The following is a 23,148-nucleotide window of genomic DNA, read 5'->3' as shown; positions in this document are numbered from 1 at the left end:
CTTCGTGGAGTACTTTTATGCGTTTTCGCGGGGTTTCCCGCAGGTTTTGTTGCGCGCGACCGACTCCGGGGACGCTCGAGCATCGAAAAACATCTTCACGTATACGTCGAAACGCGCCCGAGCGTGAATTACGTTCGATATTTGCGCACCTATACTGACCTCGCTCAGTGCCCCGGATGCCTTCATGCGCGAAGTCAGATACGTCAAAGGACTCGACGGCCTGCGAGCCATCGCCGTCATCCTCGTTTTCCTGTCCCACAAGGGCCACGTCCTCGCTGTCGACGTGGGCAAGCTCGGCGTGTGGACGTTCTTCTTCATCAGCGGATTCCTGATCGTCGGGGAGTTGCATCGCAACCGTCAGGCGATCGAGCGCGGCGCGATGACACGCCGCCACGCGCTCGCGCTGTTCCTCGCGAAGCGCGCGCTGCGGATCTTTCCCGTCTACTACCTGCTGCTCGCCGCGCTCGCGATCGCGCACGCGCTGTTCTACCAGCGCGGCGTCAATCTCGGGCTCGCGTGGCATGCGACGTTCCTGTCGAATTACTGGATCGGTGTCGTCAAGGACGGCTGGCCGGGCTCCACGTCGCACTTCTGGAGCCTCGCGGTTGAGCAGCAGTTCTATCTGATTGCGCCGCTCACGCTGCTCACGGTGCCCGCCGCACGCCACGTCGCGCTCGGCGTCGCGGCCGTCGTGCTGTGCGCGTTCGCGCATCTCGCGCTCTATGCGTTCGACGCGTCGCCGGTGCTGATCTACGCGTTTTCCCCGTGGAATTTCGCGCTGATCGCACTCGGCGGCATCGGCGCGATGGCGCTCGCCGATCGCGGCCCGGCCATCGTCCGCCGCATTCCGCGGGGCTGGGTCGGCGCCGCCGGCGTCGTGTTCTTCCTCGTCGTGCCGGCGTTCACGACGCTGCCGGACGTCGTCACCGGGTTCGTGGATCTCGGGCTGTCCGCGTCGCTCGGCGCGCTGATGCTGTGGATCGTCACCGAGCCCGATCATCCTGCCGTGGCGCTGCTCGACTGGGGCCCGCTCGTCTATCTCGGCACGATCAGCTACGGCTTCTATCTGTTCCACAACCTGATTCCCGCACGCTTCGGCGAAATGCCCGCGCTGTTCGCGCACGTGCCGATGCCGGAACTCGTCCGCGCGGCGCTGCCCGAACTGCTGCAGTTCGCGCTCGCCGTGCTGCTGGCCCACCTGTCGTGGCGCTTTCTGGAAAAGCGTCTGCTCGACTTCAAGAAGCCGATCGCCGCGATGCTCGCGCGGTACTTCGTCACGCGGCCGAGCACGTCGCCGCGTTGACCGAAGACGGCAACGGCACGCGCGCGACGGCGCGCTATACGTGCGGCACGCCGGCGATGCGGATTGCCGAACCGGCGCGGCGCCTGCTGATCGGGCGACGTCGAGACTCGCTCCGATTCGACATCGTGCGAGCCGGAACCGGCGCCATCACGCCGCGCGATGATTCGTCACGTCGCGCGCGACGAACGCGTCGGCACCGGTTTCAGCATCACGGCGTCCGATACGCGGCCCGTCACGCGCCGAATCCGATTCGCGGTCGAGCACGATGCACCAGGATCGCCACGAACGCCGTCGTTCGGCCCGATCCGGTGCGCTGCCTCGGCCGCCGCGCATCGGCGCAGCCGTTCGCCTTCCACGCAGGCGTCGCCGCCGCACATTGCGTCCACACGCAAAAAAGCCCCGGCGCACGAAGCGGCCGGGGCCAACGGAACAACCACCACCTGAAACAGCGAAGCAGCGCGGCTGCTTATGCGACAGCAGCCAGCGCGGGCAGGCAGGTACGCAGGTACGCCTCGAATTCGCGGCTCACTTCCGGATGCTGGAGCGCGAGCTCGACGGTCGCCTTCAGATAACCGATCTTGCTGCCGCAATCGAACCGCGTGCCGTAGTAGCGGTACGCGAGCACCTGTTCGTTCGCGAGCAGCGACTGCACGGCGTCGGTCAGCTGCAGCTCGCCGCCCGCGCCCGGCTTGAGCCGGCGCAGGTGATCGAAGATCGTCGGCATGAACACGTAGCGGCCGACCACGCCAAGGTTCGACGGCGCGTCTTCCGGCGCCGGCTTCTCGATGATGCCCGACAGCTTGATGATGTCCTCTTCCCATTCGCGGCCTTCGACGACGCCGTACGAACGGCTGTCCTCGCGCGCGATCGTCTCGACCCCGATCACCGAGCTGTGATAGTGGTCGAACACGTCGACGAGCTGCTTGAGCACCGGCTGTTCGCCGTGCAGCAGGTCGTCGGCGAGAATCACCGCGAACGGCTCGCCGTGCACGAGCTTTTCCGCGCACAGCACCGCATGGCCGAGACCGAGCGCTTCCGGCTGGCGCACGTAGAAGCAGTTCACGTGGCTCGGCTTGATGCCGCGTACGAGCTCGAGCAGCTTTTCCTTGCCGCGCGCCTCGAGTTCGGCCTCGATCTCGTACGACTTGTCGAAGTGATCCTCGATCGCGCGCTTGCTGCGCCCCGTCACGAAGATCATCTCGGTGATACCGGCGTTGATCGCTTCCTCGACCGCGTACTGGATCAGTGGCTTGTCGACAACGGGCAGCATTTCCTTCGGGCTCGCCTTCGTTGCCGGGAGGAACCGCGTGCCGAGACCGGCAACGGGGAACACGGCCTTGGTGACTTTCAACATGTTCGCATCCTGATTGCGTTGACTGCGCCGCGTCGGCCTGCGACGCGGCGCGATTGTTTTCCGAACGGCATATCGAGAATCGGCGGCACGGCCAATTCCACTCCGCTCATTTTCGATATGGACCGAATGCCCATGTTTTCCGGAAAAGCAATAACCCGCGGATTCGGTCGATATTGCCGAACCGATTGCCGAAGCAGAAACAAATTACCGATTTTCCGGATACAATTTATTACGATTCGAATTCCTCGATATACGGGACGCCGCCCCGCTCGACGCCGGGGCGAATCGGCTCGTTCTTCAGCGCCTCGCGGTACGCCGACAGCACGGCCATGACCAGCAGTACTGCCGCGCTCGCGATCCAATGCATGTCCATCTTGCCGCTCCTTGCATCAATCAACCGGAGCTTCAAACTATCAGAAAAAAATCGGCAAATAATTGTGGTGCCCGCGAAACCGCTTTCAGGTCCCGATAAAACCACCATCTGAAATACGATTATTCTGAGGCGCGATTTTTTTATTGATTCGCTCGAATTCTTGCGCATTACGATTGGACCATCCCCTTCATCCGTCGCAAGGAATCGCATGCAAGCTTTCAGCGGATCGCCATCGGCTGCGCCGCCCGTCGCCGACCACAAGGAACACGTGATCGACGCGATGCGCGGGTTCGCGGCGCTGCTCGTCGCCTATTTTCATTGCCGGCAGGTCGTCTGGGTCGGCATGCAGGGCTTTCATCGCGCCTACGGTCACACACTCGATCCGAGCGTGATCGTCGGCTACCTGACGTTCCCGTTTGCGTGGGGGTCGGCCGGCGTGCCGATCTTCTTCGTGATCAGTGGCTACTGCATCCATCGCAACGCGGCGCTCAAGCTGGCGGCCAACCCCGCGTACCGGCTCGATGCGCCCAACTTCTGGGCGCGCCGCTTCGCGCGCATCTATCCGGTGCTGCTCGCCGCGCTGCTGTTCACGCTCGCGATGGACGCGGTCAGCCTGCAGATCGCGCCGGTCAGCCACAAGATTCGCGACGTCGGCCTCACCGCGTTTCTCGTGAACCTGTTCTCGCTGCAGGGCGTCGCCGGCTACACGTATGGATCGAACGGCGCGCTGTGGACGCTGTCGCTCGAAGTGCAGTTCTACGCGATCTATCCGCTGCTGTTCGCGCTGCGCCGGCGCATCGGGATGCCGGCCATCGTCGCGGCCGTCGCGCTCGTCAACGTCGCGTCGGCGTGGCTGCTCGAGCGGCACGACCTGCAGTTCTTCACGTCGTACTGGCTGTCCTGGACGGTCGGCGCGTGGATCGCCGACGTGCGCGCAAAGCCGGCGCGCGGCGCGGCCGACGCGCCGTCGCGCGCATGGTACGGCGCGGCCGCCGTGCTGCTTGCCGCCGGCTGCGGCGCGTTCCATTTCGGCCAGTACGGCGCGTTCCAGCTGTGGGCGGCCGGCTTCGCGTGCTTCCTGTACCGCGCGCTCGCGTGCCCGCCGCGCCCGACGCCGCTGTTGCGCGTGCTCGGCTGGTTCGGCGACTTCAGCTACTCGCTGTACCTCGTCCATCTGCCGCTGTTCGTCTGCCTCGGCTCGGTGCTGTTCCATTCGGAGCTGCAACTGTCGATCTGGCCGTCGATCGCGTTCATGGCCGCCGCGATTCCGGTCGCCTATGTGTTCTACCGGCTGTTCGAACGCCCGGCGATGATGTGGTCGGCCAGCCTGAAGCCGGCGCGCGCCGCGCGCGTCGTCGCGCCGGCGCCCGAGCAGGCCGCCTGAAGCAAACGCGCCATGCCGGCGCGCCGGCCCCGTGCGGCGTCAGGTTGCACGGGGCGTTTTTGCGCAAAACGAGCGTGTAAGGCCATCGCGTGTCGGGATGGCGCGCACTGCAACGGTGCGCCGTGTGTGTGCGATGCGTATCGGCTTTTAGGCGGCTGCGCTGCCGTCGGCGCGGCCCGCGCCCTCCGGACGTGACGGATCGCCGCATTGAGCCGCCTGCTGGCATCTGCACGGCGACCCCGATCTGCGGGACGGCCGACTTCGGGCCGGCTCACGCAAAAACGAAACGGCCCAGACGCCGAGGCCCCCATGCAGCGCAGCGCCGCATGAGGGCCCGCTTCCGGCCGGCTCGAACGACACGCGCCGCGTGCCGCCGGCCGCCGCTCACCCGCTTACCGCTTCTTCGCCTTCGCGGCCTTCGCGGCCTTCGCCGTATCCGCGAGGATCTTCTCGACGCGCTCCACGTACGTTTCGGTGCCGAACCGGCGCACCGCGGTCGCGCGCCCGCTCGCGACGAGCCGCTCGCGCAGCGCGCCGTCGTGCTTCAGCCTGCCCAGCGCATCGGCCAGCGCGGCCGCGTTGCCCGGCTCGCACAGCAGCCCGTTCTCGCCGTCCTCGATGATCTCGACGACCCCGCCCGCGCGAGCCGCGACCACCGGCCGCCGCGCGAGCATCCCTTCGACGATCACGCGCCCGAACGGCTCCGGCGTGATCGACGTATGCGCGACCACGTCGACCGCCTTCATGCACGCGGCCACGTCGCGCTGGAATCCGAGGAAGTGCACGCGCTCGTCCATCCCGTGACGCGCGACGATCTCGTGCAGCTGCGCCGCGTAGTCGTCCTCGCCGAACAGCGGCGCGCCGACCAGCACCACGTGCATGTCGGGATGGCGCGCGGCGGCCTCCAGCAGCAGATGCTGCCCCTTCCAGTGCGCGAGCCGGCTGAACGAGCCGACGAGCCACGCGTGCTCCGGCAGCCCGAAGCGCGCGCGCAGCGCGGCCTGGCTGGTCGGGTCGAGCGCATCGAAAGGTTCGGCCGAAATGCCGTTGAACACGACGTCGACGTGCTGCGGCGTGAAGCCCGTCAGCGCGCGGAACGCCTGCGCGGACGCATCCGAGTTCGCGATCACGCGCGTGACGCCGAACCGCGCGCAGTACTTGATCGCGGTCAGCTGCTTGCGGCCGAAATGCTCGCCGCTGACGATGTCGCGCAGGTGCCAGACCACCGGCTTGCGCGCGAGCCGTCCGGCCAGCGCCGCGACCACCATCGCGCGCTGCGTGTTCGCGTAGATCACCTCGGCGCGGCGCGCGCGCCGTGCGACGTCGCGCACCAGCGCGACCAGCTGCTTCAACGCACCGGCCGACACGCCGCCCTGCTTGCGCACGCCGGCGAGCGCGCCCTGGTCGAGCACGTCGACGCGCGCGCCGATCTCGTCGAGCGCGGCGCGGAACGGGCCGTCGTCGAACAGCAGCACGTCGGCGTTCGCGCGCATGTGCTTCATGATCTCCAGCAGCGACAACTCCGCGCCGCCGAGCACGCCGCTCTGGTCGAGCACGAGCGTCGCCGGGCCGCGCGGGGCCGGCATCGGCGCGACGGCCGTGCCGCGCTGCGCGGTCGAGCCGGGCAATGCGGCTTCCACGTAGTCGAGAAAGCGGCGCCGGAACGTATCGGCGGAGAAGCGCTCCGCGTTCGCGCGGCATGCGCGCGGCGCGAAGCGCTGCGGCGCGCGCTCGAACTCGTCGACCGCCGCGACGATCGCGTGCGGCGTCTGCTCGTCGAAGAACAGCCCGGTCGGCTGCGCGTGCGCGCGCGGTTGGAGCACGGTCTCGAGCGCGCCGCCCTTCCCGTATGCGATCACCGGCGTGCCGCACGCCTGCGCCTCGACCACGGAGATCCCGAAATCCTCCTCGGCCGCGAACACGAACGCCTTCGCGCGCCGCATCCGGTCGTGCAGCACCGCGAACGGCTGATAGCCCATGATCTCGACGTTCGGGCCGGCCTTCGCGCGGATCTTCTGCATCTCCGGGCCGTCGCCGATCACGACGAGCTTGCGCTCCGGCGTGCGCGAGAACGCTTCGACGATCAGGTCGATCTTCTTGTACGGCACCATCCGCGATGCCGTGAGGTAGAAATCGTCCTTCACCTCGTTCAGCGAGAAGGCATCGACGTCGACCGGCGGGAAGATCACCGCCGCATCGCGGTGATACACCTTGCGGATGCGCCGCGCGATGAACTCGGAGTTCGCGACGAAGCCGTCCACCGCGTTCGCGGTGCGCGTGTCCCAGTTGCGGATGTAATGGAGGATCATCCGCGCGAGCAGCGACTTCGGTCCGTGCGTGAGATTCGACTGTTCCAGATACTGGTGCTGCAGATCCCACGCATAGCGGATCGGCGAATGCACGTAGCTGATGTGCACCTGGTCCGGCCCCGTCAGTACGCCCTTCGCGACCGCATGGCTGCTGGAGATCACGAGGTCGTAGCCGGACACGTCGAGCTGCTCGATCGCAAGCGGCATCAGCGGCAGATAGCTGCGGTACTTGGTGCGCGCGAACGGCAGCTTCTGGATGAACGACGTCGTCACCGGCTTGCCGCGCACGAACGCGCGATCGTCGAGAAAATCGACGAGGCTGAACAGGTCCGCGTCGGGGAAACACGCGACGATCTGTTCGAGCACGCGCTCGGCGCCGGCATACGTGACGAGCCAATCGTGGACGATCGCCACGCGCAGCGGGCGCGACGCATGGCGCGCGGCCGCCTGCCCGGCGGTTTCGGCGCGGCGCAGCGCGGCATTGCCGGTGTCGGCCACGGCGGCATCGGCCGCGGCGACATTCAGGATGGCGTGTTCCGCCAGATCGCGATTCATATGGGTTTCCTCGCATTGAGACGGACGAACAAGTCGCGCACGAGCGCGCGCAGCGCCGGCGTCATCGTGAACGACCACGCAAGGTTCAGCGCCAGCACGATCGCGCACAGGCCGATCGACTCGCCGAGCCCCGGCCATGCTTGCGCGAGCAACAGGCTCGCGAGCAGGAAGGCGAGATGCGCGAGCATGTCGAGCACGATCGCGCGCATCCGGATCGCCGACAGGTACAGCAGCACGCCGTAGTCGACCAGCGCGCGCGCCGCGACGACCACCGCCGCGCCGATCAGCCCGAAGTGATGAATGCCGAGCCACAGGCCGCCGACGAAGAACGGCATCTCGACGAGGCCCGCCAACGCGGCGCGGGCCGGGTTGACCTGCGACTGGATCAGGATTCGCGTGACGCTCGCCTGGCCGACGAGCCACACGCTGATCACCAGCACGCGGCCGACCGGCGCCGAATGTGCGGCCAGATCGGCGCCGACCCACAGCGTGAGGAACGGCGCGAGCGCGAAGATCGCGACGATGCCGACCGGCGTGAACACGCCGTTCAGGAATTCGAGAGACTGGCGCGCGAGCGTGTCGGCATGGTCGCGGCCGACCGCCGACAGCCGCGGAAACAGCGTGCGCACCAGCGCATTCGGCAGCATGTTCAGGCGCGTGACGAGGTTCTGCGGCACCGTGTAGTACGTGACGAACTTCGCGCCCATGCCGGCGCCGAGCATCACGCGGTCGAGCGTGTCGGCGATCATGCTCGTCGTGCTCGCGATCAGCATCCAGCCGCCGAAGTTGAACAGCCCCTTCGCGGTGCCCCACTGCGGCGGGTCGATGCGCCGGATCCCAAGCACCTTGATGCTCGCGTGACCGAGCATCACCGCAGCGATCAGCCGCGCGACCACGGCGGCGGCCAACACCGTCTGCAGGTTCGGCGCGATCCACCACGCGGCGCCGAGCGGCAGCAGCTGGAACAGGAACGTGCCGATCGTCTGGTTCGTGTTGAACACGCCGAACCGTTCGGCGCCGTTGATCGCGCCGGCGAACACCCACGACACGTTCGCGAGCGGAATCGCGAGCGCGAGCCACGGCAGCGCGAGATACACCTCGTGCTGCATCGCCGCCGACACCTTCGTGAAATACGCGGTGTAGACGAACGCGCCGAAATAGATCAGCAGCCCGCCGGCGATGCCGGTGCCGAGGTTCAGCCAGAACGCGCTCCAGAACACGCGCGCGCTTTCGTCCGCGTTGCCGCTCGCGAGCGCCTTCGAGATGTGGTTCTGCGCGGCCATGCTCATTCCGAGATCGAGGATCCCGAAATAGCCGATCAGCGTCCACACGAGGCTGACGACGCCGTAGCGTTCGACGCCGAGCGCGTGGATGTACGCCGGCACCGTCACCAGCGACACGAAGGTCGGCAGGATCAGCCCGATGAAGTTGATCGAAACGTTCTTTAGTATGCCTTTGTCCATGCTTCAGCCTTGTGTGACGGCGACGGCGACGACGGCGCGCCCGCCCGTCACGGTTTCCACCGATACATCAGCACCTTGCCGCGCGCGTCTTCCTCGACGAACACCAGGTATTCGCCGTTCTCGCGCCGGAACGCGCTGATGCCGAATGGCACGTCGACCCAGCCCGACGCCTTGCCGACTTCCGCGCCCGGGCTCATCACGCCGGCTTCCTTGCCGGTTTCCTTGTCGTACACGTGGATCTTGCCGACCGGCTCCACCGTGAAGATGTAGCGGCCTTCGACCGTGATCCCGATCAGGTCGAGGATCGGCTTCGCGTCGAGCTGCCACGGCAGCGCGACCTGGTAACGCACCACCGGCGAGCCGCTCGACCACTTGTCGAAGCGCACCAGCACGCGGCCGACTTCCTTGTTGATGCCCGGCTGCGGCGGCGCATCGGCCGTATAGCCGGTTACGTACAGCGTGTCCGTCTGCGGCTCGTAGATCGCGCGGCGCAGTTGCGTGAACGGCTGCGGCATCGGATAGGTCGTGACCTTGTCGTACGCGTAGATCGGGTTGCCGGCCTTGTCGAGTCCGCCGTAGGCGAAGCGGTGAATGCCGCGCACGTCGCTCGTGCGCCAGATGTCGCCCTTCGTGTCGACCCACCAGCCCCAGCCGCCCGCCTTCGCCTTGCCGGTCGTGTTGGTCGTGAATTCATCGGCGTCGAGCCGGCCGTTGCCGTTCGTGTCGCGCCACAGCCAGTCGCCGCCCGGCGGCTTGTTCGGCACCTTGTCGACCGGCCGCGCGCGGCCCGCGATGAGGCCCGACGGAATCGCGACCTCGCCGTCGCGCTTCGCGTCGAAGCGGTAGATCTTCAGGTGATCGGCGTACATGTCGGTCAGGTACAGGAACGTGCGGCCGTCGATACGCCGCGCGATCGGCATGCCCGGATACTGATCGGTGTGGAACACGGGATCGTCCGGATACTTGAAGCGGTTCGACAGGAAGCCGGCGTATTTCCAGTCCTGGCCGGGCGGCTTCGACAGGTCGAGCTCGAAGCGCTTGTTGCCGGTGTACACGCTGTTCGGCCGCGACGGATCGAGCCACGCGCCGTCGACGAACAGCAGCCCCTGCACCTGCCAGCGCAGCTTGCCGTCCGGCGTGTAGCTTTCGAGCACCGCGCCGAGCCCGGCGCCGATCGTGTCGTGACGCGGGCCGATGCCGTTCATCGATACATAGATGTTGCCCGCGCGATCGACGCCGACACCCGTCAGCCCGTTGAAGCGCTGCGGCCCCGGCCGGCCCGGCACGGGGCCCGCGAAGATGCCGCCGCGCTCGCCGAGCGTGCCGGACGGCGCATAGCCGTTACCGCCCTTCGAGAAGATCAGGATCTGCTGGCGCGGGCCGTTGTCCGCGATCAGCACGCGCCCTTTCGCGTCGACCGCCACGTCCACCGCGTCGGTGCCTTCGGGCAGCGCGGGCGCGTCGTCGAGCTTGCGGCCGTCCGCGCGCACGTGCACGAGACGCGCGGGCCCGCCGAGCGTATCGGTCAGCAGCCACAGCGTGCCGTCGCCGGCGAGCGCGATGCGGCCCGGCTCGTGCGCGCTCCACGTGCCCTTCTTCTGCATCGTGTCGGCGTCGTAGACGTCGACCGCGTCATGCGACGGGTTCGTCGCGAACAGCGTCTTGTCGTCGGCCGCGAGGCCGCCGACTTCGGCCTTGGACTCGCCGACTTCCGAGCGCGCCGGCGCGGGCACCTCGTTCACCACCATGAAACTCGCGGCCATTCGCGCGCGGCCGGCGTCGGCGCGCCCGCCCGGCGCGACCTGCGGCGCCGCGCGAAACGGCGCCGGCTGCTTCATGTCGCCGATCGTGCGGCGCGAGATGCCGAACCACTGCTTGCCCTTGTCCGGCCAGATGCCGGGCGCCTGCAGATGGCCGCGCTCGTTGCCGACGCCGATCGCGACGTACGCATATTTGCTGTTCACCGCGACCGCGTTGCCGCCGAGGTTGCCCCAGCCGTGCGTGCCGCCGGCGAAGCCGAGCATCTTCCCGTCCTGGTAGACGCTCGCCTCGGCGCCGCTCTCGTCCCACGGCGCGTTCGTATACACCTTGCCGTCCGGCGTCACCGCGATCGCGCGAATGTCGATCTGCGTCCAGCTGCCGTCGCCATAGCCGAACGTGTTGCCGATCCACGACGTGGTCGCGGGCAACACGGTTTCAGCCGCGGCGGCGCTCGCGGACAGCGCCGCGCACACCGTCATGCCAACCAGAATCAGACGTCGCAATGCGCTCTCCAGACTCGATGCGAAAGCGACCGGCACCGCGGCGTGCTGCGCTCGCGGATGGCCTGCCGCTCTAAATGGGTTTCAAACGTCGCGATGCAGGTTACAAGCAAAAATAATCACAAGAAATTTGGAAATATTTGGGGATGTTTCGGCCTGAAATATTGCGCCTGGACAGCGGCATTCAGGCCCGGCAAAGCGGCAATATCGACCGGCTTTCGCGGAGGGATCCGTAGAAAATGCCGCCGGGTCCCGCCCGCCGGGCCGTGCAGCCTGCAAACCTTTCATTCGGCGATTGAACCCGGCGTCATTCGAATGCTTTCAGCCCGATAAATGACACGCGTTTTTTTGCCGATTTCTTTTCCCTAGAATCGATTTCGATTCCATATTTCTTTTTAAACGCATGCATTACGTTCACGCATCGGATGCGCGGCGCGCCGCGGCACGTGCCGCGCGTTGCGAAGGAGCGGCGCGATGACGGGCATCTCGCGCACCGCCGAGCTCGCCCCGCCGCAACCCGGCCAGCACGGCCGCATCGTGCAGCTCGACGGGCTGCGCGCGATCGCGGTGGGCGCCGTGTTCCTGCAGCACGCGCTGAAGGCGCCGCTGTGGATGGGCGTCGACCTGTTCTTCGTGCTGAGCGGGCTGCTGATCACCGGCATCCTGCTCGACCGGAAAGCACGCGGACAGTCGTACTTCAGCCACTTCTACGCACGGCGCGTGCGCCGGATCCTGCCGCCGTACGTGCTGCTGCTCGTCGTGTCGACGCTGTTGTTCGGCGCGAGCTGGCTGCCGCACTGGCCGTGGTTCGCGTTCTTCTCGACCAACATCGGGCTGTCGCTCGGCAGCATCGGCCACGACAGCCTGAACGTGCTGTGGTCGCTCGCCGTCGAGGAGCAGTTCTACATCTTCTGGCCGTTCGTCGTGCTGTGGTGCTCCGAGCGCGCGCTGCTGTGGATCGCCGCCGCGCTGATCGTCGCCGCGCCCGTGCTGCGCGCGATCGCGACGCCGTGGTTCGATTCGTTCTGGCCGATCTACTACCTGACGCCGTTCCGGATGGACCTGCTCGCCGCGGGCGCGCTGCTCGCGATCGTGCTGCGCCGCGACCGGCGCGCGCTCGAGCCGTTCTATCCGCTCGCGATCGCCGGCGCGCTGGTGTCGCTCGCGATCCTCGGCTGGCTGCACCTGTCGTTCCCGCGCTTTCGCGCGGCGAACACGCCGATGTCGAATGCCGCGCTCTACAGCATCTCGCTGCTGCTGTGCACGTCGATCGTCGTGATCGCGCTGCGCGGACGCGGCCTCGTGCAGCGCGTGCTGACGAATCCGCTGCTCGTCTACGTCGGCACGGTCAGCTACACCGTCTACCTGATTCACCTGAGCGTGCTGTATGCGCTGTGGCCGCTGCATCTGAACCGCTTCGTCACGGCCGCGCTCGCGCTCGCGATCACGCTCGCGTACGCGACCGTGAGCTGGTACGGCTTCGAGCGCCGCCTGACGCGCGGCCCGGTCCGCGGCGCGGTGCCCGCCGCTGCGCGCACGACCGCCTGACTTTCTCAATCCATCGTTTCGACCAGGACATTGCCATGAGCCAAAACCGCAAGAAGGCCATCATCACGGGGATCACGGGGCAGGACGGCGCCTACCTGACCAAGCTGCTGCTCGACAAGGGCTACGAAGTCACCGGCACGTACCGCCGCACCAGCTCGGTCAACTTCTGGCGCATCGCCGAACTCGGCGTCGATACGCACCCGAACCTGTCGCTCGTCGAGCACGACCTGACGGATGCCGGTTCCAGCATGCGGCTGCTCGAACGCACGCAACCGGACGAGCTGTACAACCTGGCCGCGCAGAGCTTCGTCGGCGTGTCGTTCGACCAGCCCGCGACGACCGCCGACGTGACGGGCATCGGCCCGCTGAACCTGCTCGAGGCGATTCGCGTGGTGAGCCCGAACACGCGCTTCTACCAGGCGTCGACGTCCGAGATGTTCGGCAAGGTGCAGGCGATCCCGCAGACGGAAACGACCGCGTTCTACCCGCGCAGCCCGTACGGCGTCGCGAAGCTGTACGCGCACTGGATGACCGTGAATTATCGGGAGTCCTACGACCTGTTCGGCTGCAGCGGGATCCTGTTCAACCACGAATCGCCGCTGCGCGGGCGCGAGTTCGTCACGCGCAAGATCACCGACACCGTCGCGAAGATCAAGCTCGGCAAGGCGACCAAGCTCGAGCTCGGCAACCTCGACGCGAAGCGCGACTGGGGCTTCGCGCTCGAATACGTCGAAGGGATGTGGCGGATGCTGCAGGCCGACGAGCCGGACACCTACGTGCTCGCGACCAATCGCACCGAGACCGTGCGCGACTTCGTGCGGATGGCGTTCGCGGCGGCCGGCTACCAGATCGAATGGACCGGCAAGGGCGAGCAGGAGCGCGGCATCGATGCGTCGAACGGCAACGTGCTCGTCGAAGTGAATCCGAAGTTCTACCGCCCTGCCGAAGTCGACCTGCTGATCGGCTGCGCGGACAAGGCGAAATCGAAGCTCGGCTGGGCGCCGAAGACGACGCTCGAACAGCTTTGCCAGATGATGGTCGAAGCCGATCTGACGCGGAATCGTCACCATGACACGTACTGAAGCCGGCCGCCCGTCGCGCCGTGCGTTCGTCACGGGCCTGACGGGCTTCACCGGCCGCTACATGGCGCAGCGGCTCGTCGCGGCCGGCTACCACGTGTGGGGTACCGTCGCGCCCGGCGCGGCGCGCCCCGACGATCCGGTTCTCGCGAACTGCACGCTGCTGCCGGTCGACCTGCTCGACGCGGATGCCATGCGTGCGGCCGCGGCCGATGCGCGGCCTGATGCGGTCGTGCATCTCGCCGCACGCGCGCACGTCGCGCAGGACGACCCGTCGCAAACCTACGCGGTCAACATCGTCGGCACGCGCAATCTGCTGGCCGCGCTGGCGGGCCTCGACAGCCGCCCGTCGGCGGTGCTGCTCGCGAGCAGCGCGAACGTCTACGGCAATTCGACGGCCGGCGTGCTCGACGAAACGATGCCGCCCGCGCCCGCGAACGACTACGCGGTCAGCAAGCTCGCGATGGAGTACGCCGCGAAGCTGTGGGCCGACCGCCTGCCGATCGTGATCGCGCGGCCGTTCAACTACACCGGCGTCGGCCAGGACGATGCGTATCTGCTGCCGAAGCTCGTGTCGCACTATGCGCGCAACGCGCCGCGCATTTCGCTCGGCAATCTCGACGTGAGCCGCGATTTCTCCGACGTGCGCGACGTGACGGCCGCGTACCTGAAGCTGCTCGAAGCCGCACCGGCCGGCGAGACGTTCAACGTCTGCTCGGAGCGCGCGTATTCGCTGAAGGAGGTGCTGGCGATGCTGGCGCGGATCGCCGGCTACGTGATCGACGTGACGATCGATCCGCGTTTCGTCCGGCACAACGAAGTAAAGAGCTTGTCAGGCTCGCGCGACAAGCTGCGGCGCGCGGTGGGCGAGCTGCCGGTGACGCCGCTCGATGAAACGCTGCGCTGGATGATGGACGCCATGCGCAACGCGCCGGCCCGCTGATTCCCGCGGCGCCGCACGCTCTCCGCCGGCCAAGAAGAACGGGCCGCTCGAAGTCGAGCGGCCCGTCGTCATGCCGGCGCCGAAAACGGTGCCGCCGGGCTCAGCCCTCGAGGCCGCGCGCGAGATCGTTGCGCAGGTCACGCGCGTCTTCCAGCCCGACCGCGACGCGGATCAGCCCTTCGGTGATCCCCGCGGCCGCCCGCGCTTCGGGCGTGATCCGCGCATGCGTGGTGGTCGCCGGATGCGTGATCGTCGTGCGCGTGTCGCCGAGGTTGCCGGTGATCGAGATCAGCTTCGTGCCGTCGATCACGCGCCATGCGTTCGCGCGCTGCTGCTCCGGCGTGTCGCCCTTCAGCTCGAACGACACGATCGCGCCGCCCGCCTTCTGCTGACGCTTCGCGAGCTCATGCTGCGGATGCGATTCGAGCCCCGGATAGAACACGCGCGCCACGGCCGGATGCGCATCGAGCCAGCGCGCGATTTCGAGCGCGTTCGCCGATTGCTTCTCGACGCGCAGCGACAGCGTCTCCATCCCCTTCAGCAGCACCCACGCGTTGAACGCCGACAGCGTCGGGCCCGCGCTGCGCACGAACGGGAATACCTTGCCCATGATGAATTCCTTCGAGCCGACCAGCGCGCCGCCGAGTACGCGGCCCTGCCCGTCGAGGAACTTCGTCGCCGAATGCATCACGACGTCGGCGCCGAGCTTCAGCGGCTGCTGCAGCACCGGGCTGCAGAAACAGTTGTCGACCACGAACAGCGCGTTCGCGGCCTTCGCGATCCTGCCGATCGCTTCGATGTCGGCGAGTTCGGTCAGCGGGTTCGACGGCGTTTCGAGGAAGAACATCTTCGTCTCCGGCCGCACCGCTTCCTGCCAGGCGTTCAGGTCGGTCGGATCGACGAACGTCGTCGTGATGCCGAACTTGCTGAAGATCTGCGAGAACATCCCGAGCGTCGAGCCGAACAGGCTGCGCGAGCTGACGAGATGATCGCCCGCCTGCAGCGCGGACATCACGACCGACATGATCGCGGCCATCCCCGACGCCGTCGCGATGCAGGCCTCGCCGCCTTCGAGCGCGGCGAGACGATCCTGGAACATGGTGACGGTCGGGTTCGTGAAGCGCGAATAGGTGAAATAGTCTTCCGAATTCGCGAAGCGCTCGGCCGCCTCCGCCGCGCTCGTGAAGCAGAAGCTCGACGTGAGGAACAGCGCTTCCGAGTGCTCGTTGTAGTCGCTGCGCTGCGTGCCCGCGCGCACGGCGAGCGTGTCGAAGTTGAGGGAGTCGTCCATGTTCCGTTTTCCGTATTCGAGGGTCGCGCCGGCGGTCATGCATCGGGCGCGCGCCCAGCCACAAAGTCAGGCCAAAACAAAAAGCCCGCTATGCGTCGGCATCAGCGGGCTTCGGTGCGGTACGACAGCGATCGACTCGGGCCGGCTGCCGCCGGCCTTCGCTTTAGCTGTTTTGGGAAGTCGCCCCGCGTCCGCAAGCTGAATCAAATCGACGCAAGGCGACATCCTATCACGCTTCGTCGGAAGCGTGCGCCGGCATCATTCGACCGACAGTTGCAGGTTCATCTGCGAACGCGCGGCATCGCTGGCCGTATCGCGATCGGCCTGCGACGCCGGCGCGAGGCGCGCGCGCTCGATCGCATCGAGGTACTCGGGCGTCACCGCGCCGGTGATGTAGTCGCCGTCGAAGCACGACGCCTCGAAGCGCTCGAGCTTCGGGTTGATGTCGCGCACCGCGCGGCGCAGGTCGTCGACGTCCTGATAGATCAGGTAATCGGCGCCGATGATCTTCGCGACTTCCTCGTCGGTTCGGCCGTGCGCGACCAGCTCGCCGCGCGTCGGCATGTCGATGCCGTACACGTTCGGGAATTTCACCGGCGGCGCCGCCGACGCGAAGATCACCGACTTCGCGCCCGCATCGCGCGCCATCTGCACGATCTCGTGCGACGTCGTGCCGCGCACGATCGAGTCGTCGACGATCAGCACGTGCTTGTCCTTGAATTCGATGCTCATCGCGTTGAGCTTCTGGCGCACCGACTTCTTGCGCACGGCCTGGCCCGGCATGATGAACGTGCGGCCGACGTAGCGGTTCTTGAAGAAGCCTTCGCGATACTCGACGCCGAGCTTCGCGGCGACCTGCATCGCAGCGGGGCGCGACGAGTCGGGAATCGGCATCACGACGTCGATCGGCACGTTGGGCAGCTCGCGCTTGATCTTCTCGGCGAGGTAGTCGCCCATGCGCAGGCGCACGTTGTAGACCGGCACGCCGTCGAGGCACGAGTCCGGACGCGCGAGATACACGTATTCGAACATGCACGGATTCAGCGTCGGGTTTTCCGCGCACTGCTGGCTGTGGAAGTTGCCGGCCTTGTCGATGAAGATCGCTTCGCCCGGTTGCACGTCGCGCACGAATTCGAAACCGATGCCTTCGACGGCCACCGACTCCGACGCGACCATCCATTCGGTGCCGTTTTCGGTCTCGAGCTTGCCGATGCAGAGCGGGCGGATGCCGAACGGATCGCGGAACGCGAGCAGCCCGTAGCCGGCGATCAGCGACACGATCGCGTACGAGCCCTGCAGGCGGCGGTGCACGCCCGCGACCGCCTTGAACACGGCGGCCGGGTCGAGTTCGAGGCCCGTGGTCGACAGCTGCAGCTCGTGTGCGAACACGTTGAGCAGCACTTCGCTGTCGGAATTGGTGTTGATGTGCCGGCGGTCGATCCGGAACATCTCGTCCTTCAGCTGTTCCCAGTTCGTCAGGTTGCCGTTGTGCGCGAGGATGATCCCGAACGGCGCGTTCACGTAGAACGGCTGCGCCTCGGCTTCGCTCGACGCCGAGCCGGCCGTGGGATAGCGGACCTGGCCGATGCCGAACGTACCGGGCAGGCTGCGCATGTTGCGCGTGCGGAACACGTCGCGCACCATGCCGTTCGCCTTGTACATGTGGAAATTGCTGCCGTCCGCCGTCGCGATGCCCGCTGCGTCCTGACCGCGATGCTGCAGCAGCAGCAGGCTGTCATAGATCAGCTGATTGACCGGGGATTGGGAGATAACGCCTACGATGCCGCACATGGCATGTCCTTCAAGATGACAAAATCGGTTCGGTCCTGCCCGGCCGCGTCGTCACACGCGTACGTACTGGGCCATGCCGTCGGGCAGGAGCTGCTTCAGCTCGTGCACGCCCTGTTCGGCGATAGGACGCAATAGCGCATTGCGCCAGAAATCCTGTTTGGGCAATTCGGTCAGCCCGGCCGCCGCGACCAGCAGCACCACCAGCACGCAGCCGCGGACCAGCCCGAACATCATGCCCAGCGAGCGATCGACGCCGCCGAGGCCCGTCGCCTGCGCGATCCGCGACAACAGCGCGTTCGCGACGCCCGCGACGAACACGACGCCGATCACGATCAGTGCGAACGCAAGCACCCACTGTGTCAGCGCGCCGCCCGGCCAGTTCGCTGGGATATACGGCACCACCAGTCCGACATAGCGGGCGGCGATCACGACCGCCGCGATCCAGCCGATCAGCCCGAAAATCTCCGAGACGAAACCGCGCCATGCGCCACGCAGCGCGGACAACGCGATCACCGCCAATACAGCGTAGTCGAAAGCCGTCAGCATCGCACGTTACTGCGTGAGTCCGGCTTCGCGCACCTTCGCGATCGCGGCGGACGCCGCCGCGCGATCCGCAAACGGGCCGGCACGCAGCAGTGTAGCCGTGCTGCCGTCCGCCTGCTTGCGATGCTCGACATATGCGGGTACGCCCGCGGATTTCAACTTGGTGGCCCACGAACGGGCCGTCGCGTCGTCCTTGAACGACCCGAGCTGCACCGCGAAGCGCGCACCGGCCGGCGACGCCGGCGACGATGCGTCGCCGCTGTCGGCCGCGGCGTCGGCATTCGCGACCGCCGCAGGCGCCGGCTTCGGTGCGACAGGCTTCGCCGCGGGCGCGGGCGCGGCCGGCTTGGCGGCGGGCTTCGCCGGCGCCACGCTGGCCGTGGTCGTCGACGTCGTGGTATCGGGTTTCGCGGCCGGCTTCGCCGCATCTTTCGCGGGCGCCGGAACGGCGGCCACCGCGGCATCGGACGCCGGCGGCTCGTCGTGCGCGACGCCCGCCTGCACGTCGGTTGCATCGTCGTCGCGCGGCGCGACGGCCTGGTGAGCGGGCCGGTTCGGGATGTCGATCGCGATGTCGTCCGTGACCGGCTTCGGGTGCGAATCGAGCACCATCGGCAGCACGATCACCGCGGCGACGACGAGCGCGATCGCGCCGACCAGACGCCGGCGCGCGCGTTGCTTTTCAGGAAGGGTCGGATCGAGGAGCAGTGCGTCCGATTCCGGACGCTCGGTGCGGCGCGTGCGGCGCTCGACACGTTCAGTGCGCTCCGTGCGCACGTTCCGGGAAGCCCCGGTACGACCGCCGCGCCGCGGGGGCGCGTCGTCGTCTTTCTTGCCGAACGAGAAAATTCCCATGAATGGCTGAGTCCGAAACTGCCCGTCAGTCAGTGTTGCTGCGATTTCCGGTAGGCCATCACACCCGCCACCGTATGGAAACTGCCGAAAACCACGATTCTATCATTCTCGGATGCTCTTTTTAGTGCATCGCGAAACGCGTCGGCGGGCGACGCGAAGCGCGTGACGCTCGAATCCGGCCCCTCCTCCACGCCGGCCTTGCGCAGCGCGGCTTCGAGCTGCTCCGCGGAGGCCGCGCGCGGCAGCGGCAGATCGGTCACGCACCAGTGGTCGATCTCGCCCTTCAGGTGCCGCAGCACGCCGTCGATATCCTTGTCGTGCATTGCACCGAACACCGCGTACGTGTACGGAAAGAAGCCCATGTTGCCGAGATTCTGCTCGAGCACGGCGGCCGCATGCGGGTTGTGCGCGACGTCGAGCACGATCGCGGGCTTGCCGGGCAGCACCTGGAAGCGCCCCGGCAGTTCGACGTTCGCGAGCCCGAGCCGGATGTCCTGCGCGGAGACCGGCAGCACCGGACGCAGCGCCTCGAGCGCGGCCAGCGCAGCCGACGCATTGATCAGCTGATTCGCGCCGCGCAGCGCCGGGTACGCGAGCGCCGGATAACGCTTGTCGCGGCCGAGGTAGCTCCATTGCTGGCGCTCGGCGCCCGGCTGCGCTTCGTAGCGGAAATCGCGCCCGACCAGCCACAGGTCGGCGCCGATCGCGTTCGCATGGTCGACCAGCGTGTGCGGCACTGCCGGATCGCCGCAGATCGCCGGCTTGCCGGCGCGGAAGATACCGGCCTTCTCGAACGCGATCTTCTCGCGCGTGTCGCCGAGGTATTCGGTGTGGTCGATGTCGATGCTCGTGACGATCGCGCAATCGGTGTCGATGATGTTGACCGCATCGAGCCGGCCGCCGAGGCCGACTTCGAGGATCACCGCGTCGAGGCCGCGCGACGCGAACAGGTGCAGGATCGCGAGCGTCGTGAATTCGAAGTACGTGAGCGACACCGGCTCCGGCAGCGACGTGCGCGCCGCTTCGACGGCCTCGAAATGCGGCAGCAGCTCGGCATCGCCGACCTGCTGCCCGTTCACGCGCGCGCGCTCGGCGAATTCCAGCAGATGCGGCGACGTGTGGCAGCCGACCTTGTAACCCGCGTGCACGAGAATCGCCTCGAGGAACGCACAGGTCGAGCCCTTGCCGTTCGTGCCGCCGACCGTGATCACGGGGCACGCGAAGTCTAGCTGAAGCGCCGCCTTGACCTGGCCGATACGGGTGAGGCCCATGTCGATACCGACCGGGTGTGCGCGTTCGAGATGCGAAAGCCACGCGTCGAGAGTGGGAAAAGTGCTCATCGGATCAAATCTGAATCGGTACCGCCACTACGCCAAAAAACGAAACGCGCCGCCCGGCGGTTCAGCCGGGCGGCGCGCGCAGTTCACAACGCCGCGCCTGTCAGGCCAGCGCGTCGGCCGGCTGTCGCTGCAGCAGCGCGAGCAGCTGCGCGATCTCGTCGCGCATCTTGCGGCGATCGACGATCATGTCGATCGCGCCCGTCTTCAGCAGGAATTCCGCGCGCTGGAAGCCTTCCGGCAGCTTCTCGCGAACCGTCTGCTCGATCACGCGCGGGCCGGCGAAGCCGATCAGCGCCTTCGGCTCGGCGATCACGACGTCGCCGAGGAACGCGAAGCTCGCCGACACGCCGCCCATCGTCGGGTCGGTCAGCACCGAGATGAACGGCAGCTTGGCTTCGGCCAGCTTCGTCAGCATCGCGGTGGTCTTCGCCATCTGCATCAGCGACAGCAGGCTTTCCTGCATCCGCGCGCCGCCCGACGCGGTGAAGCAGATGAACGGCACGTGCTGTTCCAGCGCGTTCTGCGCGCCGCGTGCGAAGCGCTCGCCGACGACCGAACCCATCGAGCCGCCCATGAACGAGAACTCGAAGCAGGCCGCGACGACGGGCAGCGTATGGATCGCGCCGCCCATCACGACCATCGCGTCGGTCTCGCCCGTCTCGTCCATCGCTTCCTTCAGACGATCGGGGTACTTGCGGCTGTCCTTGAACTTCAGCGAGTCGACCGGCACGACTTCCTGGCCGATTTCATAGCGGCCTTCCGGATCGAGCAGCCCGTCGAGGCGCTCGCGCGCGCCGATGCGCATGTGGTGATCGCACTTCGGGCACACGTGCAGGTTCGCGTCCACGTCGTTGCGGTACAGCACGGCCTCGCAGGACGGGCACTTGACCCACAGGCCTTCCGGAATGCCCTTGCGGCTTTTCGGGTCGGTCTGCTTGATCTTCGGCGGCAACAGTTTGTCGAGCCAGCTCATCGTGTATGGTTTCCTGTTCCGTGGCGGGGCGGGCCGACGCGGCCCGTTCCCGCTTCCTGTGTTGTGTTTATCGCGCCGTGTCGCCGGCGCCGTCGAGGGCGGCGCGCAGCTCGGCGATGAACGTCTTCAGCGCGGCGGCGGCGCCTTCCGGCGCAGCGCTCTCGAGCAGCTGCACCAGGCGGCTGCCGATCACGACGGCGTCCGACACTTCGGCCACCGCGCGCGCCGTTTCGGCGTCGCGGATCCCGAAGCCGACGCCCACCGGAACCGGCACGCGCGACTTGATGGCCGGGATTTTACCCGCAATGCTCGAAACATCCAGATTTCCGGCGCCGGTCACGCCCTTGAGCGACACGTAGTACACGTAGCCGCTCGCGATCTTGCCGACGTCGGCGATGCGTTCGTCGGTCGACGTCGGCGCGAGCAGGAAGATCGGATCGATCTGCGCGCCGCGCATTTTTTCGGCGAACACGCCCGCCTCTTCGGGCGGATAGTCGACGACCAGCACGCCGTCGACACCGGCCGCCTGCGCTTCGGCCGCGAACGCGTCGACGCCCATCCGCTCGATCGGGTTCGCATAGCCCATCAGCACGACGGGGGTTGTCCGGTCGGTCTCGCGAAAGCGCTTGACGTCGGCGAGCACGCTCTTGAGCGTGACGCCGCGCGCGAGCGCGCGTTCCGACGAACGCTGGATCACCGGGCCGTCGGCCATCGGGTCCGAGAACGGCACGCCGAGCTCGATCACGTCGGCGCCGCCTTCGGCGAGTGCGTGCATGAATTCGACGGTCTTCGCGGGATCGGGATCGCCGGCCGTGATGAACGGGATCAGGCCCTTTCGGCCCTGTTCGGCGAGTGCGGCGAAGGTCTGCTGGATACGGGAGGACATGGCAATTTTCCTTGATGCGATCGGCGCTGCGGCGGCGCGGCTCACTCGCACGCCTGCGCGGCGAGCGCGCTCACGCGCTCGTGCGCAATCGCGCAATAACTTTCGTTGATCTCGTAGCCGACGAAGTCGCGCCCCTGCCGTGCGCAGGCCACCGCGGTCGTGCCGCTGCCCATGAACGGATCGAGCACGCGGCCGCCCGGCGGGCAACTCGCGAGCACCATGCGCTCGATGATTTCCAGCGGCTTCTGGGTCGGATGATCGACGCGCTCCGCGTGCTGCCGATGCAGGCGCGAGACCGACCAGACGTCCTTCGGGTTGTAGCCCATCTCGAGCCACTTGCTGCCTTCGAACAGCTTGCGCGAGCGGGCCTTCTTCGTGTCGGCGTCGTACGGGATGCGGACCGGATCGAGATCGAAGTAATACGCTTTGGAAACCGCGAAAAAGCCGATGTTGTCGTGCACCGACGTGAAACGGCGCGTCGTGCCGCCCATGCTCGGCACGCGCCGGTCCCAGATGATCTCGTTGACCATCGTGAGCTTCGTCTTCAGAAAACTGAAGATTTCCGGCGCGTACTGCCACGTGCAGAAGATGTACATCGACCCGCTCGGCTTCAGCTTCGGAATCGCGAGCTCGAGCCACTCGCGCGTCCACGCGAGGAAGTCGTCGCCGGAACGCTTGTCCGAGTCGTTGCCGTAGTCCTTGCCGAGCCCGTATGGCGGATCGGCGACGATCAGGTCGATCGACGCATCCGGCAGGCGCGCGGCTTCGGTCAGAAAATCGCGGTTGTGCAGCTCGATCCCGGACGGCGGTGCGCAGGGCACGGCGACGGCGGGCTGCGCCGCGTCCGCTTCGCTCGCGGCGCCGCCGCCCGGTTGTTCGATCAGGTCACGCATCGGT

18 protein-coding genes are annotated in these 23,148 nt (G+C 67.1%); 5 read left to right on the top strand and 13 right to left on the bottom strand.

All coding sequences use genetic code 11. The features are described 5' to 3' along the window. The first annotated feature begins 184 nt into the window (after positions 1-184). A complete protein-coding gene (locus BSE24067_RS02910) occupies positions 185-1,303 on the top strand; it encodes an acyltransferase family protein (protein WP_151062383.1) in 1,119 nt (372 codons plus the stop codon). Between the two features lie 466 nt (positions 1,304-1,769). On the opposite strand, the gene galU is transcribed toward BSE24067_RS02910, so the two are convergent. Together galU and BSE24067_RS02900 are read right to left on the bottom strand one after the other, a co-directional pair. Continuing rightward, positions 1,770-2,657: a UTP--glucose-1-phosphate uridylyltransferase GalU gene (galU, locus tag BSE24067_RS02905; protein ID WP_040139440.1), complete on the bottom strand. Its 888-nt coding sequence runs from the start codon at positions 2,655-2,657 to the stop codon at positions 1,770-1,772. Positions 2,658-2,886: 229 nt separating this feature from the next. Further along, on the bottom strand, positions 2,887-3,030 hold the full coding sequence (locus BSE24067_RS02900; protein WP_011881777.1) for a hypothetical protein: 144 nt from the start codon (positions 3,028-3,030) through the stop codon (positions 2,887-2,889). 208 nt (positions 3,031-3,238) lie between these two features. On the opposite strand from BSE24067_RS02900, the gene BSE24067_RS02895 reads away from it, so the two are divergent. Beyond that, positions 3,239-4,414 (top strand): acyltransferase family protein, encoded by a 1,176-nt coding sequence (locus BSE24067_RS02895; protein ID WP_151062385.1) that lies wholly within the window; start codon positions 3,239-3,241, stop codon positions 4,412-4,414. Between the two features lie 392 nt (positions 4,415-4,806). Here BSE24067_RS02895 and BSE24067_RS02890 read toward each other — a convergent pair whose 3' ends face one another. The 3 genes from BSE24067_RS02890 to BSE24067_RS02880 are packed head-to-tail and all read right to left on the bottom strand — an operon-like array spanning position 4,807 to position 10,981. Further along, on the bottom strand, positions 4,807-7,278 hold the full coding sequence (locus BSE24067_RS02890) for a glycosyltransferase family 4 protein (protein ID WP_170297391.1): 2,472 nt from the start codon (positions 7,276-7,278) through the stop codon (positions 4,807-4,809). Then, positions 7,275-8,741, bottom strand: a complete 1,467-nt coding sequence (locus tag BSE24067_RS02885) for a flippase (RefSeq protein ID WP_151062387.1) — start codon at positions 8,739-8,741, stop codon at positions 7,275-7,277. Before BSE24067_RS02885 ends, BSE24067_RS02890 begins: the two co-directional genes overlap by 4 nt. Before the next feature lie 47 nt (positions 8,742-8,788). Then, positions 8,789-10,981, bottom strand: coding sequence for an NHL repeat-containing protein (locus tag BSE24067_RS02880; protein ID WP_170297395.1), 2,193 nt, complete (start codon positions 10,979-10,981; stop codon positions 8,789-8,791). Between the two features lie 495 nt (positions 10,982-11,476). On the opposite strand from BSE24067_RS02880, the gene BSE24067_RS02875 reads away from it, so the two are divergent. The 3 genes from BSE24067_RS02875 to BSE24067_RS02865 are packed head-to-tail and all read left to right on the top strand — an operon-like array spanning position 11,477 to position 14,572. Continuing rightward, entirely contained in the window at positions 11,477-12,550 is a 1,074-nt protein-coding gene (locus tag BSE24067_RS02875) for an acyltransferase family protein (protein ID WP_151062390.1), read from the top strand. A 35-nt stretch (positions 12,551-12,585) separates the two neighbouring features. Further along, positions 12,586-13,632 carry a GDP-mannose 4,6-dehydratase gene (gmd, locus tag BSE24067_RS02870; protein WP_151062391.1) on the top strand — a complete coding sequence of 349 codons (1,047 nt, stop codon included), beginning with the start codon at positions 12,586-12,588 and terminating at the stop codon, positions 13,630-13,632. Next, the gene (locus tag BSE24067_RS02865; protein WP_151062392.1) at positions 13,619-14,572 is read left to right on the top strand and encodes an NAD-dependent epimerase/dehydratase family protein; all 954 of its coding nucleotides are present in this window, start codon (positions 13,619-13,621) and stop codon (positions 14,570-14,572) included. Before gmd ends, BSE24067_RS02865 begins: the two co-directional genes overlap by 14 nt. Positions 14,573-14,672: 100 nt before the next feature. Here BSE24067_RS02865 and BSE24067_RS02860 read toward each other — a convergent pair whose 3' ends face one another. The 8 genes from BSE24067_RS02860 to BSE24067_RS02825 all read right to left on the bottom strand — a co-directional run bounded on the left by BSE24067_RS02860 (position 14,673) and on the right by BSE24067_RS02825 (position 23,144). Next, positions 14,673-15,863, bottom strand: coding sequence for an O-succinylhomoserine sulfhydrylase (locus BSE24067_RS02860; protein ID WP_151062393.1), 1,191 nt, complete (start codon positions 15,861-15,863; stop codon positions 14,673-14,675). 258 nt (positions 15,864-16,121) lie between these two features. After that, a complete protein-coding gene (gene purF / locus BSE24067_RS02855) occupies positions 16,122-17,654 on the bottom strand; it encodes an amidophosphoribosyltransferase (protein ID WP_151062395.1) in 1,533 nt (510 codons plus the stop codon). 51 nt (positions 17,655-17,705) lie between these two features. Continuing rightward, positions 17,706-18,200, bottom strand: a complete 495-nt coding sequence (locus tag BSE24067_RS02850; protein WP_151062396.1) for a CvpA family protein — start codon at positions 18,198-18,200, stop codon at positions 17,706-17,708. 6 nt (positions 18,201-18,206) lie between these two features. Beyond that, complete coding sequence (locus BSE24067_RS02845) at positions 18,207-19,052, bottom strand: SPOR domain-containing protein (RefSeq protein WP_151062397.1); 846 nt, start codon at positions 19,050-19,052, stop codon at positions 18,207-18,209. Positions 19,053-19,081: 29 nt separating this feature from the next. Continuing rightward, positions 19,082-20,392, bottom strand: coding sequence for a bifunctional tetrahydrofolate synthase/dihydrofolate synthase (gene folC, locus BSE24067_RS02840; protein ID WP_151062398.1), 1,311 nt, complete (start codon positions 20,390-20,392; stop codon positions 19,082-19,084). Positions 20,393-20,492: 100 nt separating this feature from the next. Next, positions 20,493-21,365, bottom strand: coding sequence for an acetyl-CoA carboxylase, carboxyltransferase subunit beta (gene accD / locus BSE24067_RS02835; RefSeq protein ID WP_040139428.1), 873 nt, complete (start codon positions 21,363-21,365; stop codon positions 20,493-20,495). 67 nt (positions 21,366-21,432) lie between these two features. Continuing rightward, positions 21,433-22,251, bottom strand: coding sequence for a tryptophan synthase subunit alpha (gene trpA / locus BSE24067_RS02830; protein WP_151062399.1), 819 nt, complete (start codon positions 22,249-22,251; stop codon positions 21,433-21,435). 41 nt (positions 22,252-22,292) lie between these two features. Then, positions 22,293-23,144, bottom strand: coding sequence for a DNA-methyltransferase (locus BSE24067_RS02825; RefSeq protein WP_151062400.1), 852 nt, complete (start codon positions 23,142-23,144; stop codon positions 22,293-22,295). Positions 23,145-23,148 lie beyond the last annotated feature (4 nt).

Origin of the sequence: Burkholderia latens (assembly GCF_902499045.1) — a bacterium.
GTDB classification, from domain to species: Bacteria; Pseudomonadota; Gammaproteobacteria; order Burkholderiales; family Burkholderiaceae; genus Burkholderia; species Burkholderia latens.
The sequence above is the reverse complement of the archived record's forward strand: the minus strand, read 5'-3'. Positions and strand labels throughout refer to the sequence as shown.

Bases quoted from the DNA above. Each gene is read 5' to 3' on its own strand.
- BSE24067_RS02910 (WP_151062383.1), top strand. From the start codon at position 185: ATGCGCGAAGTCAGATACGTCAAAGGACTCGACGGCCTGCGAGCCATC.
- galU (WP_040139440.1), bottom strand. From the start codon at position 2,657: ATGTTGAAAGTCACCAAGGCCGTGTTCCCCGTTGCCGGTCTCGGCACG.
- BSE24067_RS02900 (WP_011881777.1), bottom strand. From the start codon at position 3,030: ATGGACATGCATTGGATCGCGAGCGCGGCAGTACTGCTGGTCATGGCC.
- BSE24067_RS02895 (WP_151062385.1), top strand. From the start codon at position 3,239: ATGCAAGCTTTCAGCGGATCGCCATCGGCTGCGCCGCCCGTCGCCGAC.
- BSE24067_RS02890 (WP_170297391.1), bottom strand. From the start codon at position 7,278: ATGAATCGCGATCTGGCGGAACACGCCATCCTGAATGTCGCCGCGGCC.
- BSE24067_RS02885 (WP_151062387.1), bottom strand. From the start codon at position 8,741: ATGGACAAAGGCATACTAAAGAACGTTTCGATCAACTTCATCGGGCTG.
- BSE24067_RS02880 (WP_170297395.1), bottom strand. From the start codon at position 10,981: ATGACGGTGTGCGCGGCGCTGTCCGCGAGCGCCGCCGCGGCTGAAACC.
- BSE24067_RS02875 (WP_151062390.1), top strand. From the start codon at position 11,477: ATGACGGGCATCTCGCGCACCGCCGAGCTCGCCCCGCCGCAACCCGGC.
- gmd (WP_151062391.1), top strand. From the start codon at position 12,586: ATGAGCCAAAACCGCAAGAAGGCCATCATCACGGGGATCACGGGGCAG.
- BSE24067_RS02865 (WP_151062392.1), top strand. From the start codon at position 13,619: ATGACACGTACTGAAGCCGGCCGCCCGTCGCGCCGTGCGTTCGTCACG.
- BSE24067_RS02860 (WP_151062393.1), bottom strand. From the start codon at position 15,863: ATGGACGACTCCCTCAACTTCGACACGCTCGCCGTGCGCGCGGGCACG.
- purF (WP_151062395.1), bottom strand. From the start codon at position 17,654: ATGTGCGGCATCGTAGGCGTTATCTCCCAATCCCCGGTCAATCAGCTG.
- BSE24067_RS02850 (WP_151062396.1), bottom strand. From the start codon at position 18,200: ATGCTGACGGCTTTCGACTACGCTGTATTGGCGGTGATCGCGTTGTCC.
- BSE24067_RS02845 (WP_151062397.1), bottom strand. From the start codon at position 19,052: ATGGGAATTTTCTCGTTCGGCAAGAAAGACGACGACGCGCCCCCGCGG.
- folC (WP_151062398.1), bottom strand. From the start codon at position 20,392: ATGAGCACTTTTCCCACTCTCGACGCGTGGCTTTCGCATCTCGAACGC.
- accD (WP_040139428.1), bottom strand. From the start codon at position 21,365: ATGAGCTGGCTCGACAAACTGTTGCCGCCGAAGATCAAGCAGACCGAC.
- trpA (WP_151062399.1), bottom strand. From the start codon at position 22,251: ATGTCCTCCCGTATCCAGCAGACCTTCGCCGCACTCGCCGAACAGGGC.
- BSE24067_RS02825 (WP_151062400.1), bottom strand. From the start codon at position 23,144: ATGCGTGACCTGATCGAACAACCGGGCGGCGGCGCCGCGAGCGAAGCG.